At 43.4% G+C, this 16,621-nt stretch carries 16 protein-coding genes; 14 read left to right on the top strand and 2 right to left on the bottom strand.

What is annotated here, in order from left to right; genetic code table 11:
- Positions 1-7 precede the first annotated feature (7 nt).
- Together HMPREF1125_RS02870 and HMPREF1125_RS02865 are read right to left on the bottom strand one after the other, a co-directional pair.
- Entirely contained in the window at positions 8-703 is a 696-nt protein-coding gene (locus tag HMPREF1125_RS02870) for an ABC transporter ATP-binding protein (RefSeq protein WP_000173183.1), read from the bottom strand.
- Positions 704-707: 4 nt separating this feature from the next.
- Complete coding sequence (locus HMPREF1125_RS02865; RefSeq protein ID WP_000119122.1) at positions 708-1,073, bottom strand: GntR family transcriptional regulator; 366 nt, start codon at positions 1,071-1,073, stop codon at positions 708-710.
- A 140-nt stretch (positions 1,074-1,213) separates the two neighbouring features.
- On the opposite strand from HMPREF1125_RS02865, the gene nrdR reads away from it, so the two are divergent.
- The 14 genes from nrdR (at position 1,214) to recG (ending at position 16,372) form a co-directional block, all read left to right on the top strand.
- Positions 1,214-1,687, top strand: a complete 474-nt coding sequence (gene nrdR / locus HMPREF1125_RS02860; RefSeq protein WP_001203678.1) for a transcriptional regulator NrdR — start codon at positions 1,214-1,216, stop codon at positions 1,685-1,687.
- Positions 1,688-2,851 carry a DnaD domain protein gene (locus HMPREF1125_RS02855; RefSeq protein ID WP_000803926.1) on the top strand — a complete coding sequence of 388 codons (1,164 nt, stop codon included), beginning with the start codon at positions 1,688-1,690 and terminating at the stop codon, positions 2,849-2,851.
- Positions 2,852-3,748 (top strand): primosomal protein DnaI, encoded by an 897-nt coding sequence (dnaI, locus tag HMPREF1125_RS02850; protein ID WP_000446490.1) that lies wholly within the window; start codon positions 2,852-2,854, stop codon positions 3,746-3,748.
- Positions 3,745-4,458: an NADPH-dependent oxidoreductase gene (locus HMPREF1125_RS02845; protein WP_000140834.1), complete on the top strand. Its 714-nt coding sequence runs from the start codon at positions 3,745-3,747 to the stop codon at positions 4,456-4,458. The genes dnaI and HMPREF1125_RS02845 overlap by 4 nt, the downstream gene beginning before the upstream one ends.
- Positions 4,459-4,471: 13 nt before the next feature.
- Positions 4,472-5,782 carry a ribosome biogenesis GTPase Der gene (gene der, locus HMPREF1125_RS02840; protein WP_001207693.1) on the top strand — a complete coding sequence of 437 codons (1,311 nt, stop codon included), beginning with the start codon at positions 4,472-4,474 and terminating at the stop codon, positions 5,780-5,782.
- 224 nt (positions 5,783-6,006) lie between these two features.
- Entirely contained in the window at positions 6,007-6,858 is an 852-nt protein-coding gene (locus HMPREF1125_RS02835) for a TPM domain-containing protein (RefSeq protein WP_000830231.1), read from the top strand.
- A 160-nt stretch (positions 6,859-7,018) separates the two neighbouring features.
- The gene (locus HMPREF1125_RS02830; protein WP_000812471.1) at positions 7,019-7,615 is read left to right on the top strand and encodes a LemA family protein; all 597 of its coding nucleotides are present in this window, start codon (positions 7,019-7,021) and stop codon (positions 7,613-7,615) included.
- A gap of 132 nt (positions 7,616-7,747) precedes the next feature.
- Positions 7,748-8,038 carry a hypothetical protein gene (locus HMPREF1125_RS12945; protein ID WP_000415955.1) on the top strand — a complete coding sequence of 97 codons (291 nt, stop codon included), beginning with the start codon at positions 7,748-7,750 and terminating at the stop codon, positions 8,036-8,038.
- A 142-nt stretch (positions 8,039-8,180) separates the two neighbouring features.
- Complete coding sequence (gene secA / locus HMPREF1125_RS02820; RefSeq protein WP_001274110.1) at positions 8,181-10,694, top strand: preprotein translocase subunit SecA; 2,514 nt, start codon at positions 8,181-8,183, stop codon at positions 10,692-10,694.
- A 79-nt stretch (positions 10,695-10,773) separates the two neighbouring features.
- On the top strand, positions 10,774-11,805 hold the full coding sequence (locus tag HMPREF1125_RS02815) for a 3-deoxy-7-phosphoheptulonate synthase (protein WP_000232203.1): 1,032 nt from the start codon (positions 10,774-10,776) through the stop codon (positions 11,803-11,805).
- Position 11,806: 1 nt separating this feature from the next.
- Entirely contained in the window at positions 11,807-12,838 is a 1,032-nt protein-coding gene (locus tag HMPREF1125_RS02810) for a 3-deoxy-7-phosphoheptulonate synthase (protein WP_000864050.1), read from the top strand.
- Positions 12,839-12,882: 44 nt separating this feature from the next.
- Positions 12,883-13,245, top strand: coding sequence for a holo-ACP synthase (gene acpS / locus HMPREF1125_RS02805; RefSeq protein WP_000634995.1), 363 nt, complete (start codon positions 12,883-12,885; stop codon positions 13,243-13,245).
- Positions 13,235-14,338, top strand: coding sequence for an alanine racemase (gene alr, locus HMPREF1125_RS02800; RefSeq protein WP_000647929.1), 1,104 nt, complete (start codon positions 13,235-13,237; stop codon positions 14,336-14,338). Before acpS ends, alr begins: the two co-directional genes overlap by 11 nt.
- A gap of 18 nt (positions 14,339-14,356) precedes the next feature.
- The gene (gene recG, locus HMPREF1125_RS02795; RefSeq protein WP_001048794.1) at positions 14,357-16,372 is read left to right on the top strand and encodes an ATP-dependent DNA helicase RecG; all 2,016 of its coding nucleotides are present in this window, start codon (positions 14,357-14,359) and stop codon (positions 16,370-16,372) included.
- Positions 16,373-16,621: the final 249 nt, after the last annotated feature.

The raw sequence follows: 16,621 nt of genomic DNA, 5'->3' as shown, positions 1-16,621 counted from the left end.
CCTTTGCTTAGGCTTTAAATTCCTGGCGGAAGAGCTGGTCAATTGATTCACCTGACTCGTAACGAATATCATCAACATTTCCTTGGCGAACGACTTTTCCGTCTTTGAGGAAGATAATCTCATCCAAGATTGGCTCAATATCTGAAATCAAGTGGGTTGAAATCAGGACTGTAGAAGTTGGGGAATAGTTGTTGATGATGGTATTGAGGATATAATCACGAGCAGCTGGATCCACACCTCCGATTGGTTCGTCCAGAACGTAGAGGCGGGCTTCACGGCTCATAACGAGGATTAGTTGGACCTTTTCCTTGTTTCCTTTTGATAATTTCTTTAAACGACTATTTTCATCAATGCCAAGGTCTGCAAGTAGATGTTGGGCGCGTTCAAGATTGAAATCCTGATAGAAGGTCTTGAAGTAGGTTAGGGCTTCCTTGACCTTCATCTGTTCATTTAGATAGGTTGTGTCTGGTAGATAAGAGACGATCGCCTTGGTAGCAGGACTTGGATCCTGTCCGTTAATGAGGACACGTCCTTTATCTGGCTGAAGGAGACCGTTAATCAGTTTGATCAAGGTTGTTTTTCCGGATCCGTTTGGTCCGAGGAGCCCGACAATCTTTCCAGCTGAGATCTCTAGTGAGATATTGTCAAGTGCCGCAGTTGCTCCATATGATTTTGATACATTTTCAAGTGCTAGTAGTGTCATAGTCTTAAACTCCTTTAATATAGTCGCTTAATACATTTGGCAGTTCTTCTTTTTTGTAGCCAAATTGAAGCATGCAAGAGACGAAGTGTTGCAGTTGCTCTTCGGAAAGTTGTTTGCGGGACTGAACGATGAGGTCCAAATCCTCGGTGACAAAACGACCAGTTGTTCGCTTGCTATAAACGAATCCTTCACGTTCAAGGTCAGACAAGGCGCGCTGGATGGTGTTGGGATTGACCCCAGCCTCGCTCGCCAGTTCTCTTACGGTTGGGAGCTGTTGGTTGGGTTCCAGTTCATGGGAAACAATCTGTAGTTTAATTTTTTCCATAATCTGTAAATAAATCGGTTTTGTATTATCAAATGACCAGGACATCATAGTCTCCTTTCTATGTCTTTGTTGTTCTAATCAAATAATACAATAAAACAAAAAACTTGTCAAGTAAAAATAAGAATTGTTTTGGGAATTGCTCAAAAAATGGTATAATGAAAAGAAAACGACAAGGAGGGAAATGCATGCGTTGTCCAAAATGTGGGGCTACCAAGTCTAGTGTTGTTGATAGTCGACAAGCCGAAGAAGGAAATACCATCCGTCGAAGACGTGAGTGCGACGAGTGTCAGCATCGTTTTACAACCTATGAACGAGTAGAAGAAAGAACGCTGGTCGTTGTCAAAAAAGACGGTACACGAGAGCAGTTTTCGAGAGATAAAATCTTTAATGGGATTATCCGCTCAGCCCAGAAGCGTCCTGTGTCAAGTGATGAAATCAACATGGTGGTCAATCGTATCGAGCAAAAACTCCGTAGTCGCAGTGAGAATGAGATCCAAAGTGAATATATTGGTTCTTTAGTCATGGAAGAATTGGCAGAGCTGGATGAGATTACCTATGTTCGTTTTGCCAGTGTTTATCGTAGCTTTAAGGATGTGAGTGAGTTGGAGAGTCTGCTCCAGCAAATCACCCAGTCCTCTAAGAAGAAAAAGGAAAAATAGATGAAGCCAAATGACCGTTTTTCTTTTCTAAAGAATAATCGGGTGTCGCAAGATACCTCTTCTCTGGTGCAGTGCTACCTCCCGATTATCGGTCAGGAGGCACTGAGCCTCTATCTATATGCCCTTACCTTTTGGGATGGTGGGCAAAAGGAACACCTCTTTTCCCACATCCTCAACCACTTAAACTTTGGCATGCCGACCTTGCTCCAATCCTTTAAAATCTTATCTGCCTTAGATCTGTTGACCCTTTATCAAAAGGGGAAAACTTATGAATTGCAGCTTCATTCTCCCCTCTCCAGTCAGGAATTTTTAAGCCATTCTGTCTATAGCAGATTATTAGAGAAAAAGATTGGGGATACAGCTGTTTCTGCTATGAAGCAGGCTCCAAGTAAGGGAGAAGCACTTTCTGTTTCTTTGAGCCAAGTCTTTCCAACCCTGACTGAAGAAGTGACCCCAAGCGAGTCTAAAAGCAAGTTAAAAAATGATTTTGACTTGGAACATTTCCAGCGCCTGATGGCTCGAGATGGCTTGCGTTTTGAAGACGAGCAAACGGATGTTCTGGAATTATTCGCCATTGCAGATGAAAAAAAATGGACCTGGTTTGAAACCTATCAATTAGCCAAGGCGACAGCTGTGGCTCAGGTTATTTCAGTCAAACGCATGCGTGAAAAAATTGCGCAAAAGCCAGCATCTTCTGACTTTAGCCCCAAAGAAATGACCATTATCAGGGAAGCCAAAAATAAAACTCCCCTGGAATTTTTAGCTGAAATCAAGCAAACACGTAAGGGAAACATCACCCAAAGTGAAAGATACCTCCTTCACCAGATGGCGTCTTTAGGTTTGTTGGATGAAGTTATCAATATCGTCTTGCTTCTAACCTTTAACAAGGTTGATTCGGCTAATGTCAATGAAAAATATGCCATGAAGGTCGCCAATGACTATGCTTATCAAAAAATTCGGACAGCAGAAGAGGCTGTGCTTCGGATTCGAGAGCGTCAGCAAAAAGGGCAAGAAGACCAGAAATCGAAAACTAGCTCGACTAAGACAAATGTTCCCAAGTGGAGCAATCCAGAATATAAAAATCAAACCAGTGAGGAAACTCGTCTGGAACTAGAACGCAAAAAACAAGAAATGTTAGCCCGATTAGAAGAAGGAGGAGACTAGATGGAAAGTGTGGGTGACGTTATCAAACGTCAGACAAGTCGTTTTCAGTATCAGGACCTAGTCCAGCAGATTATGAAAGACCCAGATGTGGCGGCTTTTATCCAGAAAGAATCCCTCAGTCAAGAGGAGTTAAATCGTAGCATCTCCAAGTTCAATCAATATATCACAGAACGGGACAAGTTTCTTCGAGGGGATGCGGACTATATAGCGCGTGGCTACAAGCCCATCTTGATTATGAATCACGGATATGCGGATGTGTCCTATGAAGAAACACCAGAACTAATCGCGGCAGAAAAAGAGGCTGCAATTAAGAATCGTCTTAAGTTGATCAATCTACCAGCAAGTCTCAAGAAAGCGAAGTTAGCTCAGATTGACCTGGATGATCTAGGCCGTTTGCCGATTTTTGAGAGACTCTATTCCTTTGTTGACCTTTACCCAAGCATCCGAAAAGGCCTCTATCTTTACGGAGATTTTGGTGTTGGAAAGAGTTTCATGATGGCAGCCTTAGCTCATGACCTATCTGAAAAGCGTGGGGCATCAACGACCATTATCCACTATCCAAGCTTTGTCATTGATGTGAAAAATGCCATCGGTGAAGGAACTGTGAAGACCTTGGTGGATGACATCAAGTTAGCTGAGGTCTTAGTCTTAGATGATATTGGTGCAGAACAGTCTACCCCTTGGGTACGTGATGAGATTCTCCAAGTCATTCTTCAGTACCGCATGCAGGAAGATTTGCCGACCTTCTTTACTTCCAACTTTAATTTCCAAGATTTGGAAAAACATTTTGCCAAAGGAAAGAATGGAAATGACGAGACTTGGGAAGCTAGACGGGTCATGGAACGAATCCGTTATTTGGCTGAGGAGACAAGACTAGAAGGAGAAAATCGCCGATGACAGAAACCATTAAACTGATGAAAGCTCATACTTCGGTTCGTCGCTTTAAGGAGCAAGAGATTCCTCAGGCAGACTTGGAAGAGATTTTGACTGCTGGACAAATGGCATCATCTTGGAAAAATTTCCAATCCTACTCTGTGATTCTTGTGCGCAGTCAAGAGAAGAAAGATTCTCTTTATGAACTGGTTCCTCAGGAAGCCATTCGCCAGTCAGCAGCCTTTTTGCTTTTTGTTGGTGACTTGAACCGAGCTGAAAAGGGAGCAAGCCTTCATACGGACACTTTCCAACCTCAAGGGGTGGAAGGTCTCCTTATCACGTCTGTAGACGCTGCGCTTGCTGGTCAAAATACCTTGCTTGCAGCGGAGAGTCTGGGATATGGTGGTGTTATCATCGGTTTGGTCCGTTACAAGTCAGAAGAAGTGGCAGCGCTCTTTAACCTGCCTGACTATACCTACCCTGTTTTTGGGATTGCTCTTGGCGTGCCAAATCAACAACATGAGGTCAAACCAAGACTGCCTTTGAACCAAGTGGTATTTGAAGAAGAATACCAAGAACAGCCAGTAGCGGCGATTTTGGACTATGACAAAGTACAGGCAGACTATGCTGGTGCGCGTGCGACGACCTCTTGGAGTCAGCGTTTAGCAGAGCAGTTTGGTCAAGCCGAACCTAGTTCAACTCTAAAAAATCTAGAACAGAAAAAGTTATTGTAGAAAGTGAGAAAACATGGCCTTACCAACTATTGCCATTGTGGGACGTCCCAATGTTGGGAAATCGACCCTATTTAATCGGATCGCTGGTGAGCGAATCTCAATTGTAGAAGATGTCGAGGGTGTGACACGTGACCGTATCTATGCAACGGGTGAGTGGCTCAATCGTTCCTTTAGTATGATTGATACTGGAGGGATTGACGACGTCGATGCTCCCTTCATGGAGCAAATCAAACACCAAGCAGAAATCGCTATGGAAGAAGCTGATGTCATCGTTTTTGTAGTGTCTGGGAAAGAAGGGATTACAGATGCGGACGAGTACGTAGCCCGCAAACTCTATAAAACCCATAAGCCTGTTATCCTTGCCGTTAACAAGGTTGACAATCCTGAGATGCGAAATGACATCTATGATTTCTATGCTCTGGGATTGGGCGAACCGTTGCCAATTTCGTCTGTCCACGGTATCGGAACAGGGGATGTGCTCGATGCCATCGTGGAAAATCTACCAAATGAGGTTGAAGAAGAAAATCCAGACGTGATTAAATTTAGCTTGATTGGCCGTCCTAACGTTGGAAAATCAAGTTTGATCAACGCTATTTTGGGAGAAGACCGCGTGATTGCTAGTCCAGTAGCTGGGACAACGCGTGATGCCATTGATACCCACTTTACAGATACGGATGGACAAGAGTTTACCATGATTGATACAGCTGGTATGCGTAAGTCTGGTAAAGTCTATGAAAATACGGAGAAATACTCTGTCATGCGTGCCATGCGTGCCATTGACCGTTCTGACGTGGTCTTGATGGTCCTCAATGCCGAGGAAGGTATTCGTGAGTACGACAAACGTATCGCAGGTTTTGCCCATGAAGCGGGTAAAGGAATGATCATCGTGGTCAATAAGTGGGATACCCTTGAAAAAGACAATCACACCATGAAGAAATGGGAAGAAGATATCCGTGAGCAGTTCCAATACCTGCCTTATGCTCCGATTGTCTTTGTCTCTGCTCTGACCAAGCAACGTCTCCACAAATTGCCTGAAATGATCAAGCAAATCAGCGAAAGTCAAAACACCCGTATCCCATCAGCGGTCTTGAACGATGTCATTATGGATGCCATTGCTATCAATCCAACACCGACAGACAAAGGAAAACGCCTCAAAATCTTCTATGCGACCCAAGTGGCAACCAAGCCACCAACCTTTGTCATCTTTGTTAACGAAGAAGAACTCATGCACTTCTCTTACCTGCGCTTCTTGGAAAATCAAATCCGCAAGGCCTTTGTTTTTGAGGGAACCCCGATTCACTTGATCGCGAGAAAACGCAAGTAAGCTATGCTTGTTTTTACACAAAAATAAACTAAAAGAAGGCTATGAGGTCTTCTTTTTTCTATAAAAGGAGTAAAAGTTTTATCAAATTGGAGACAAAATCTGTCATCAAAATTCAATTATTTTCCTAGATTTTGTAATCTATTTGTAATGAAAATGTACTTTCTTTGTAAAAATCAAAATGCTATAATTCCTTAAATCAATTTTCCTTTACTAGGGAGGTTATTATGAAAAGAAGAAGATTATTTAAACATAGTTTGTTGGTTCGCTTGCTTGGATTGCTGATGGTCTTTCTCTTCTTGTCAGCATTTACAGCACCTGAAAAACCTGAGTACGGGATCTATGACCCGGATCATTATTTAACGGATGAGACTATAAGTCAGATACGAGAATTGAATAATGTCAATAGTAAAAAATCAGAAAAATTCCAAATGGGCGTTTATGTTGTGAAAAGCCTAGATGGAGAAACAATCGAAACAGTAGCCAATGAAACAGCTAGAGCTTGGAAGATTGGCTATTCGGGAGACAACAACGGCGCCTTGATTGTGGTCGCTATTGAGGATAGAAAATCACGGATTGAAACAAGCAATAATGTGGCCAGTAAGATCACTGACTATCAGACAAATAGATTTTTGAAAACAGCACGCCCTTATTTTCAAAAAGGGGATTACAACAATGGAGTTCTCTCAATAGTCAATAATCTCAACTACATGTTCTATAGTGGATCGAGTACGACTGCTTCAAGTTCTAGAAGTAGTTACGACTATACCACCAACTCTAGTCGCTTAAGGGAACTTGAAAGATATGCTGGTGAGAGTAGTTCTTCGAGACGTCATCGAAAAAGTAGTTCGAGTGACGGAGTTATCGGATTTGGAATTCTCATTTACTTCATCGTGATGATCATTGGATTTATATCTGGAGGCCGTGGTGGCGGTTCACATGGAGATGATTCTGGCGGTGGCTGGTGGGGCGGTGACTCATCAGATTCAGGATCCTCTTGGTCTGACTCGGGCTCCGATTCATCTGGAGGCTGGGACGGCGGTGGCTTCGATGGCGGCGGTTCGTCTGATGACTGGTGAGTAATCATATATTGCTCAAACCGATTTCTCCATACAGTTAGGTGACTCCTTTGCAAGAGTTCACTCCTTAATTAAAAATAAAAACAAAGTTTGGGAAATTGATTTAAAATCTGAGTATTTTCTCAGAAAAGTTGATAAAAGAAAGTGTTAAGGTTTTGATATGAAACAAAATAAAGTAATTCTCTCAATAGTAGCGATTTTCTTTGGACTACTAATTCTGGGAAGTTGTTCCGCAGTGACGACCTATAATGGTCTGGTTGGTGAACAGACTAAAGTGGAGCAGGCTCAGGCTGATGTCTCGACAGCCCTCCAACGTCGTTCGGACTTGATTGGTAACTTGGTGGAGTCCGTTAAAGGACAAATGAATCATGAAACCGAAGTCTTTACCAAGATTGCGGATGCTAGAGCTAAAATCGGTAGTAGCTCAGTAACTTCGGAAGAAAACCAAAAGGCTCAGGGAGAATTGAGCTCTGCTCTTTCCCGCTTGATTTCCTTGACGGAGAATTATCCAGAACTCAAGAGCAATCAAAATGTTGAGCAACTAATGGTGGAACTTTCAGGAAGTGAAAATCGTATCTTTGTAGCACGCAAGGACTATAATAAAGTCGCAGCTGAGTACAATCAAAAGTTGAGAAGTTTTCCAACCGTGCTTTTTGCGAATATGATGAACTTTAAAGAAGCTGAAACCTTTAAAGAAACAGAAGAAGCCAAGACAGTTCCTAAGGTCGATTTTGGAACATCTTCATCAAGTCAATAAAGTGAATCAGCCTATGAATAAAGGAATTTCTCTAGTATGACTAGTGATTTCAAACTCAAACCTGGAAAAAGCTTTCCAGGTTTTTTTGGTATAATAAAAGGGAAGAGACAGTGACTCAAATGGAGGTTTGCTATGGAGAAAACAAAAGCCTTTCTTGAAGCGCACTACAAGAGATATATTCTTACGATTTGCCTTCTCTGGTTCCTCATGTTTTTCCTTCCTTGGGATTGGCAAATAGGAGGAGTTTCAGTATATTATTTCGTTATGAAAAAACTCTTTGTGATTTTTGGTGTTTTATCCATCCTATACTCCGTATTGATTAAAAAAATCAGCCTTTTTATTTTTGGAGTGCTATTATGCATGGCCTTCTGGATCAATCTCTTTTGGTATTTTGGGATATTACCTGCATTCTTGGGAAATTAAACATTAACAAATGAAGGACTAGACTGGCTTCTAGTCCTTTTTTCCCCTTGTAAAACAAGGATTCTTTCTTGAAAAATAATGGTAAATATGCTAAAATTAAAAGAACATTCTAAAATATTCAGAATCTAAAGTAAGGAAAATCATGGCTAATATTTTAAAAACAATTATCGAAAATGATAAAGGGGAACTTCGTCGTCTAGAAAAGATGGCTGATAAGGTTCTTAACTATGAGAGCCAAATGGCCGCAATGTCGGACGAAGAACTAAAAGCAAAAACTGACGAATTTAAAGAACGCTACAATAAGGGAGAATCACTTGATTCACTGTTATATGAGGCTTTTGCGGTAGTCCGTGAAGCAGCAAAACGTGTCCTTGGACTTTTCCCTTATAAAGTTCAGGTCATGGGTGGGATTGTTCTTCACCATGGTGACGTTCCAGAGATGCGTACTGGTGAAGGGAAAACCTTGACGGCGACCATGCCAGTGTACCTCAATGCCCTTGCAGGTAAAGGGGTTCACGTAGTTACTGTCAACGAATACCTGACAGAACGTGACGCGACTGAGATGGGTGAATTGTACTCATGGCTTGGTCTGTCAGTAGGGATCAACTTGGCAGCCAAATCTCCAATGGAGAAAAAAGAAGCGTACCTCTGTGATATTACCTACTCAACCAACTCAGAGATTGGTTTTGACTACCTTCGTGATAATATGGTCGTTCGTGCAGAAAACATGGTACAACGTCCGCTTAACTATGCCTTGGTCGATGAGGTTGACTCGATCTTGATCGATGAAGCCCGTACTCCTTTGATCGTTTCAGGTGCCAATGCAGTTGAGACTAGCCAACTCTACCACATGGCGGATCATTTTGTGAAGTCTTTGGACAAGGATGACTATATTATTGACATTCAGTCTAAGACGATTGGTTTGTCTGATTCTGGGATTGACAAGGCTGAGAGCTATTTCAAACTGGAAAATCTCTATGATGTCGAAAACGTGGCTCTTACCCACTTTATTGACAATGCCCTCCGTGCCAACTATATCATGATTCTCGATATCGACTATGTGGTTAGTGAAGAGCAAGAAATCTTGATTGTCGACCAATTTACAGGTCGTACCATGGAAGGTCGTCGTTACTCTGACGGCTTGCACCAAGCAATTGAAGCAAAAGAAGGTGTGCCAATCCAAGATGAGACTAAGACTTCAGCTTCTATCACCTACCAAAACCTCTTCCGTATGTATAAGAAATTGGCAGGTATGACGGGTACTGGTAAAACAGAAGAAGAAGAATTCCGCGAAATCTACAATATTCGTGTTATCCCAATCCCAACCAACCGTCCAATCCAACGTATCGACCACTCAGACCTTCTCTATGCCAGTCTTGATGCGAAGTTTAAGGCTGTAGTTGAAGATGTAAAAGCTCGTCACCAAAAAGGTCAGCCGGTCTTGGTAGGTACAGTTGCAGTTGAAACGAGTGACTTTCTTTCTAAAAAACTGGTAGAGGCAGGTGTTCCTCACGAAGTCTTGAATGCGAAGAACCACTACAGAGAAGCGCAAATCATCATGAACGCTGGTCAGCGTGGCGCAGTTACTATCGCAACCAACATGGCCGGTCGTGGTACTGATATCAAGCTTGGCGAAGGGGTTCGTGAACTTGGTGGACTTTGTGTCATTGGTACAGAACGCCATGAAAGTCGCCGTATTGATAATCAGCTTCGTGGACGTTCAGGGCGTCAAGGAGACCCAGGTGAGTCACAATTCTACTTGTCTCTTGAAGATGATTTGATGAAACGTTTTGGTTCAGAACGTTTGAAAGGTGTCTTTGAACGTCTTAACATGTCTGATGAAGCCATCGAATCTCGCATGTTAACGCGTCAAGTTGAAGCAGCTCAAAAACGTGTCGAAGGAAACAACTACGATACTCGTAAACAAGTCCTTCAATACGATGACGTTATGCGTGAACAACGTGAAATCATCTATGCACAACGTTATGATGTCATCACTGCAGACCGTGACTTGGCACCTGAAATCCATGCTATGATCCGCCGTACCATTGGCCGAATCGTAGATGCACATGCTCGTTCGAAAGAAGATGAAAAACTGGAAGCAATCCTGAACTTTGCTAAGTATAACTTGCTTCCAGAAGATTCAATCAGTCGTTCAGATCTTGCAGGTCTGTCAGATCAGGCCATCAAAGATGAACTTTTCCAACGTGCCTTGAAAGTTTATGATAGTCAAGTTGCCAAACTTCGTGATGAAGAAGCAGTGAAAGAGTTCCAGAAGGTCTTGATCCTACGTGTTGTAGACAACAAGTGGACAGACCATATCGATGCTCTTGATCAGTTGCGAAATGCTGTTGGTCTTCGTGGATATGCCCAAAACAACCCTGTTGTAGAATATCAAGCAGAAGGTTTCCGCATGTTTAATGACATGATTGGATCAATTGAATTTGATGTGACCCGCTTGATGATGAAAGCACAAATCCACGAACAGGAACGTCCTCAAACTGAACACAATATCAGTACAACTGCGACTCGTAATATCGCGGCGCAGCAGACTCAGCTTCCAAAAGATGTGGACTTGAGCCAAATTGGACGAAATGATCAATGCCCATGTGGATCTGGTAAGAAATTCAAGAACTGTCATGGTAAGAGACAATAATACGAGATAAGATACAGGCGGATACCTGGTAAAAGTCATTTTTTGCTTGGTGTCCGTTTGCTTTATAAGGAGATGAATCATGGTATTTACAGCTAAAAGTCCTAAAATTAACATTGAAGAAGTTCGCACCTTGTCTAAATTAGAGGGGGCGGCTCTTGCGAGAAAAAACCAACGTGATCAGGAATTGGAAGCCATCATCCGTGGGGAAGATCAGCGTATTCTCTTGGTGATTGGACCATGTTCATCTGATAATGAAGAAGCGGTTCTCGAGTATGCCAAACGTCTATCTACTTTGCAAGAAGAGGTCAAAGATCGTATTTTTATGGTCATGCGTGTCTATACGGCTAAACCTCGTACCAATGGAGACGGCTATAAGGGCTTGATTCATCAACCAAATGCTAAAGAAGCACCTAGCTTGATCAATGGAATCAAGGCTGTTCGTCATTTACATTACCGCGTTATTTCTGAGACTGGCATGACAACAGCGGATGAGATGCTTTATCCTGAAAATCTTCCGCTGGTGGATGATTTGATTTCTTATATGGCTGTTGGAGCTCGTTCTGTAGAGGATCAACAGCACCGTTTTGTAGCGAGCGGAGCAGATTTCTCAACAGGATTCAAAAATCCCACATCTGGAAATCTCAATGTTATGTTTAACGGGATTTATGCAGCGCAAAATAAACAGAGTTTCCTCTTCCTCGGTAAAGAGGTGGAAACAACGGGGAATCCATTGTCCCACGCAATTCTTCGCGGTGCCTTGAATGAATACGGGAAAAATATTCCTAACTACTACTATGACAATTTGATGGATACCATTGCCCAGTATGAAAAGATGGGCTTAGAAAATCCCTTTATCATCATTGATACCAATCATGACAATTCAGGCAAGCAGTACATGGATCAAATCCGTATCGTTCGTCAGACCTTGATTAACCGTGACTGGAATGAGAAAATCAAGAAATACGTTCGTGGTTTTATGATTGAGTCCTATCTAGAAGATGGACGTCAAAATGAACCTGAAGTTTTTGGTAAGTCCATTACAGATCCGTGTCTAGGCTGGGACAACACAGAAGCACTTGTTCGCGAAATTTACCAAACGCTAGGAGAGTAAGATGGCATTTATCGAAAAAGGTCAAGAAATTGATATTGAAGCAATCAAGGCTGAGACCCAGTTGTCACCTGAAGCCTTGCGAAAAAAAGAAGCCCGTGATAGAGAGTTGGCAGCCATCATTTCGGGTGAGGACGACCGAATCCTTTTGGTGATGGGGCCTTGCTCTTCGGACAATGAAGAAGCAGTACTCGAATATGCTCGCCGCTTAGCAGACTTGCAGAAAAAAGTTGCGGATAAAATCTTTATCGTGATGCGTGTTTATACAGCTAAACCTCGTACCAATGGAGATGGCTATAAGGGTTTGGTTCATCAGCCCGATACTTCGAAAGCTCCAAGCTTGATTAATGGCTTGCAAGCCGTTCGTCAACTGCACTACCGTGTGATTACGGAGACTGGATTGACAACAGCTGATGAGATGCTCTATCCGTCAAATCTCGTTTTGGTTGATGACCTGGTCAGCTACCATGCTGTTGGGGCTCGTTCAGTGGAAGACCAAGAACACCGCTTTTTAGCCTCTGGGATTGATGCTCCAGTTGGGATGAAAAATCCAACATCTGGGAACCTCGGGGTCATGTTTAATGCCATCTATGCGGCTCAAAACAAGCAAACCTTCCTTTACCATGGCCAAGAAGTGGAAACTTCAGGAAATCCCTTGGCCCACGTTATCCTTCGTGGCGCCATGAACGAATATGGTAAAAATGAACCCAATTTCTATTATGAAACCCTCTTAAATGCCATCAATCGCTATGAGACCATGGGACTTGAAAATCCCTTCATTATCATCGATACCAATCATGACAATTCAGGCAAGCAGTATATGGAACAAATTCGCATTGTTCGTCAAGCCTTGCTGAATCGTGACTGGAATGAAAAGATTAAAAAGACGGTTCGAGGCTTTATGATCGAATCATACCTAGCAGATGGCCGCCAAAATCAACCAGAGGTCTTTGGTTGCTCTATTACTGACCCTTGTCTAGGTTGGAAAAATACAGTAGCCTTGGTAGACGAAATTTATACTACCTTAACAAAATAAGTGAAAAGGATGGAGTTGGGGGAATCTCAACTCCTTTTGTGAGTATGATAGTTGGACACGGAATTGACATCGAAGAATTGGCTTCGATAGAAAACGCAGTTACACGACGTGAGGGCTTTGCTAAGCGCGTGCTGACCCCTAAAGAAATGGAGCGTTTTACCAGTCTCAAAGGGCGCAGACAGATCGAATACTTGGCAGGCCGCTGGTCGGCTAAGGAGGCCTTTTCCAAGGCTATGGGGACAGGAATTGGCAAACTGACCTTTCGGGATTTGGAAGTCTTGAACAATGAAAGAGGGGCTCCCTATTTTAGTCAGTCGCCATTTTCAGGAAAGATTTGGCTGTCAATTAGCCATACAGATCAGTTTGTGACAGCCAGTGTCATTTTGGAGGAAAATCATGAAAGCTAGTCTACATAGACCAACCAAGGCTCTGATTCGTTTGGGAGCTATTCGACAAAATATACAACAAATGGGAAGTCATATCCCTAATGGTACGCTCAAATTTGCAGTAGTCAAGGCTAATGCTTATGGACATGGGGCGGTAGCTGTTGCAACGGCGATCCAGGATGTTGTTGATGGATTTTGCGTTTCCAATATCGATGAAGCTATCGAGTTGCGTCAAGCAGGTATAAACAAGAAAATCCTCATCTTAGGAGTTTCTGAGCTAGAAGCTGTTTCCCTAGCTAAAGAATACGACATCACCTTGACAGTGGCAGGGTTGGAGTGGATTCAAGCTCTCTTATCTAGGGAGAATGACCTAGCAGGCTTAACAGTTCACCTCAAGATTGACTCAGGAATGGGACGGATTGGTTTTAGAGAGGCCAGTGAAGCTGATCTGGCTCAAGACTTGCTCAAACAACATGGTGCGCGTGTTGAGGGGATTTTTACCCACTTTGCTACTGCAGATGAGGAATCAGATACATATTTTAATGCCCAGTTAGAACGCTTTAAAGCTATTTTGGCAAGTATGAAGGATGTTCCAGAGCTGGTTCATGCCAGCAACTCGGCAACGACCCTCTGGCATGCTGAAACTATTTTCAATGCGGTCCGTATGGGAGATTCCATGTATGGTCTCAATCCAAGTGGAGATGTCTTAGACTTGCCTTATGACTTGACACCAGCCTTGAGTTTGGAGTCTGCTCTGGTCCATGTCAAGACAGTGCCAGCTGGAGCTTGCATGGGCTATGGAGCCACCTATCAGGCGGATAGCGAGCAAGTCATCGCGACCGTGCCAATCGGCTATGCGGATGGTTGGACACGAGACATGCAGAATTTCTCTGTTTTAGTAGATGGACAAGCTTGCCCAATCGTAGGACGGGTTTCTATGGACCAAATCACCATTCGCTTGCCTAAGATTTATCCGCTAGGAACAAAAGTAACCTTGATTGGCTCCAACGGTGACAAGGAAATCACAGCAACTCAGGTAGCGACCTACCGCGGAACCATTAATTATGAGGTGGTTTGCCTCCTCAGCGATCGCATTCCGAGAGAATATTATTAAAAAAGAAAGGAGTGGAGCATGAATCTACATCAACCCTTGCATGTCTTGCCTGGTGTGGGACCAAAGTCAGCCGAGAAATACGCCAAACTAGGAATTGAAAACTTGCAAGACCTCTTGCTCTACTTTCCTTTCCGTTACGAAGACTTCAAAACCAAGCGGGTGCTGGAGCTGGAAGATGGCGAAAAGGCGGTCCTGTCTGGTCAAGTCGTGACACCTGCCAGTGTACAGTATTATGGTTTCAAGCGCAATCGCCTACGTTTTAGCCTTAAGCAGGGAGAGGTCGTTTTTGCGGTGAATTTCTTTAACCAGCCCTATCTAGCAGACAAGATAGAGTTGGGAGCAACCCTTGCTGTTTTTGGGAAGTGGGACCGTGCCAAGGCTAGTCTGACTGGGATGAAGGTTCTAGCTCAGGTGGAAGATGACCTCCAGCCTGTCTATCGTCTGGCTCAGGGAATCAGTCAGGCCAGTTTGGTTAAGGTCATTAAGACAGCCTTTGATCAGGGATTGGACCTCTTGATTGAGGAAAATCTTCCCCAGTCTTTACTTGATAAATACAAACTCATGTCCCGTTGTCAGGCTGTTCGTGCTATGCATTTTCCAAAGGATTTGGCAGAATACAAGCAGGCCCTTCGCCGTATCAAGTTTGAGGAACTCTTTTACTTTCAAATGCAGTTGCAGACGCTCAAGTCTGAAAATAGAGTTCAAGGAAGCGGTCTTGTTCTGAACTGGTCTCAGGGAAAAGTGACTGCCGTTAAAGAAAATCTTCCTTTTGCCCTGACACAAGCTCAGGAAAAGAGTTTGCAGGAAATTTTGGCCGACATGAAGTCGGACCACCACATGAATCGTCTCCTGCAAGGAGATGTAGGGAGCGGAAAGACGGTAGTCGCTGGCTTGGCCATGTTTGCTGCGGTGACGGCTGGCTACCAGGCTGCTCTCATGGTACCGACAGAAATCCTAGCAGAGCAACACTTTGAAAGTCTACAGAGTCTCTTTCCAGACTTGAAATTCGCTCTCTTGACAGGTTCCTTAAAAGTTGCAGAAAAAAAAGAAGTTTTAGAGACCATTGCCAAGGGTGAGGCCGATTTGATTATCGGAACCCACGCTCTGATACAAGATGGGGTGGATTATGCTCGTCTTGGCTTGATTATCATCGATGAGCAGCACCGTTTTGGTGTGGGGCAAAGGCGTGTTCTGCGGGAAAAAGGAGACAATCCAGATGTCCTCATGATGACGGCGACGCCCATTCCACGGACGCTTGCTATCACAGCCTTTGGAGATATGGATGTTTCCATTATCGACCAGATGCCTGCGGGTCGGAAACCCATTGTGACACGTTGGATCAAACATGAGCAACTGCCTCAGGTGCTGACTTGGTTAGAAGGAGAAATTCAAAAGGGTTCTCAAGCCTATGTCATCTCTCCCTTGATTGAAGAATCTGAAGCTCTGGATTTGAAAAATGCTATTGCCTTATCAGAGGAATTGACGGCCCATTTTGCAGGTAAGGCCGAAGTGGCTCTTCTACATGGTAAGATGAAGAGTGATGAAAAAGACCAAATCATGCAGGATTTCAAAGAGCGAAAAACAGATATTCTAGTTTCGACAACGGTTATCGAGGTTGGGGTCAATGTCCCTAATGCGACCGTCATGATCATCATGGATGCCGATCGGTTCGGTCTCAGCCAGCTTCACCAGCTCAGAGGTCGTGTGGGTCGGGGAGACAAGCAGTCCTATGCTGTTCTCGTTGCCAATCCCAAGACCGAGTCAGGGAAAGACCGCATGCGCATCATGACAGAAACCACCAACGGATTTGTCCTTGCTGAGGAAGATTTGAAAATGCGCGGATCGGGTGAGATTTTTGGAACCAGACAGTCAGGACTTCCAGAGTTTCAAGTGGCTGATATTATCGAAGACTTTCCGATTTTAGAAGAAGCCAGGAAGGTTGCCAGCTACATTAGTTCAATAGAAGGTTGGAAAGAGGATCTAGAATGGCGCATGATTGCTCTTCATCTAGAAAAGAGAGAACATCTAGATTAAGCCTTTTCTAAGAAATCTATAAGCTAGCTTTTAGGTTTGGGTCTTATATTAGAGTCATCAAAAAGAAACGAGGACTCACACATGACTATTAAAGTAACCTACCAAAAGAAATTCCAAACCGTCAAACTAGAGAAAGGAGCTAGCACCTATTGATACACAGAGAGCGGAAACGCTCTTTTTATTTTTATAAAATGGTCGGCTATAAATCAAACTTAGTCGAGAGATAAAAAGATATTAGTCTCCAAACCT

It is taken from the genome of Streptococcus oralis SK304, assembly GCF_000287715.1.
GTDB classification, from domain to species: domain Bacteria; phylum Bacillota; class Bacilli; order Lactobacillales; family Streptococcaceae; genus Streptococcus; species Streptococcus oralis_Y.
This window is presented reverse-complemented; position numbering and strand designations above follow the sequence as displayed.

Bases quoted from the DNA above. Each gene is read 5' to 3' on its own strand.
- HMPREF1125_RS02870 (WP_000173183.1), bottom strand. From the start codon at position 703: ATGACACTACTAGCACTTGAAAATGTATCAAAATCATATGGAGCAACT.
- HMPREF1125_RS02865 (WP_000119122.1), bottom strand. From the start codon at position 1,073: ATGTCCTGGTCATTTGATAATACAAAACCGATTTATTTACAGATTATG.
- nrdR (WP_001203678.1), top strand. From the start codon at position 1,214: ATGCGTTGTCCAAAATGTGGGGCTACCAAGTCTAGTGTTGTTGATAGT.
- HMPREF1125_RS02855 (WP_000803926.1), top strand. From the start codon at position 1,688: ATGAAGCCAAATGACCGTTTTTCTTTTCTAAAGAATAATCGGGTGTCG.
- dnaI (WP_000446490.1), top strand. From the start codon at position 2,852: ATGGAAAGTGTGGGTGACGTTATCAAACGTCAGACAAGTCGTTTTCAG.
- HMPREF1125_RS02845 (WP_000140834.1), top strand. From the start codon at position 3,745: ATGACAGAAACCATTAAACTGATGAAAGCTCATACTTCGGTTCGTCGC.
- der (WP_001207693.1), top strand. From the start codon at position 4,472: ATGGCCTTACCAACTATTGCCATTGTGGGACGTCCCAATGTTGGGAAA.
- HMPREF1125_RS02835 (WP_000830231.1), top strand. From the start codon at position 6,007: ATGAAAAGAAGAAGATTATTTAAACATAGTTTGTTGGTTCGCTTGCTT.
- HMPREF1125_RS02830 (WP_000812471.1), top strand. From the start codon at position 7,019: ATGAAACAAAATAAAGTAATTCTCTCAATAGTAGCGATTTTCTTTGGA.
- HMPREF1125_RS12945 (WP_000415955.1), top strand. From the start codon at position 7,748: ATGGAGAAAACAAAAGCCTTTCTTGAAGCGCACTACAAGAGATATATT.
- secA (WP_001274110.1), top strand. From the start codon at position 8,181: ATGGCTAATATTTTAAAAACAATTATCGAAAATGATAAAGGGGAACTT.
- HMPREF1125_RS02815 (WP_000232203.1), top strand. From the start codon at position 10,774: ATGGTATTTACAGCTAAAAGTCCTAAAATTAACATTGAAGAAGTTCGC.
- HMPREF1125_RS02810 (WP_000864050.1), top strand. From the start codon at position 11,807: ATGGCATTTATCGAAAAAGGTCAAGAAATTGATATTGAAGCAATCAAG.
- acpS (WP_000634995.1), top strand. From the start codon at position 12,883: ATGATAGTTGGACACGGAATTGACATCGAAGAATTGGCTTCGATAGAA.
- alr (WP_000647929.1), top strand. From the start codon at position 13,235: ATGAAAGCTAGTCTACATAGACCAACCAAGGCTCTGATTCGTTTGGGA.
- recG (WP_001048794.1), top strand. From the start codon at position 14,357: ATGAATCTACATCAACCCTTGCATGTCTTGCCTGGTGTGGGACCAAAG.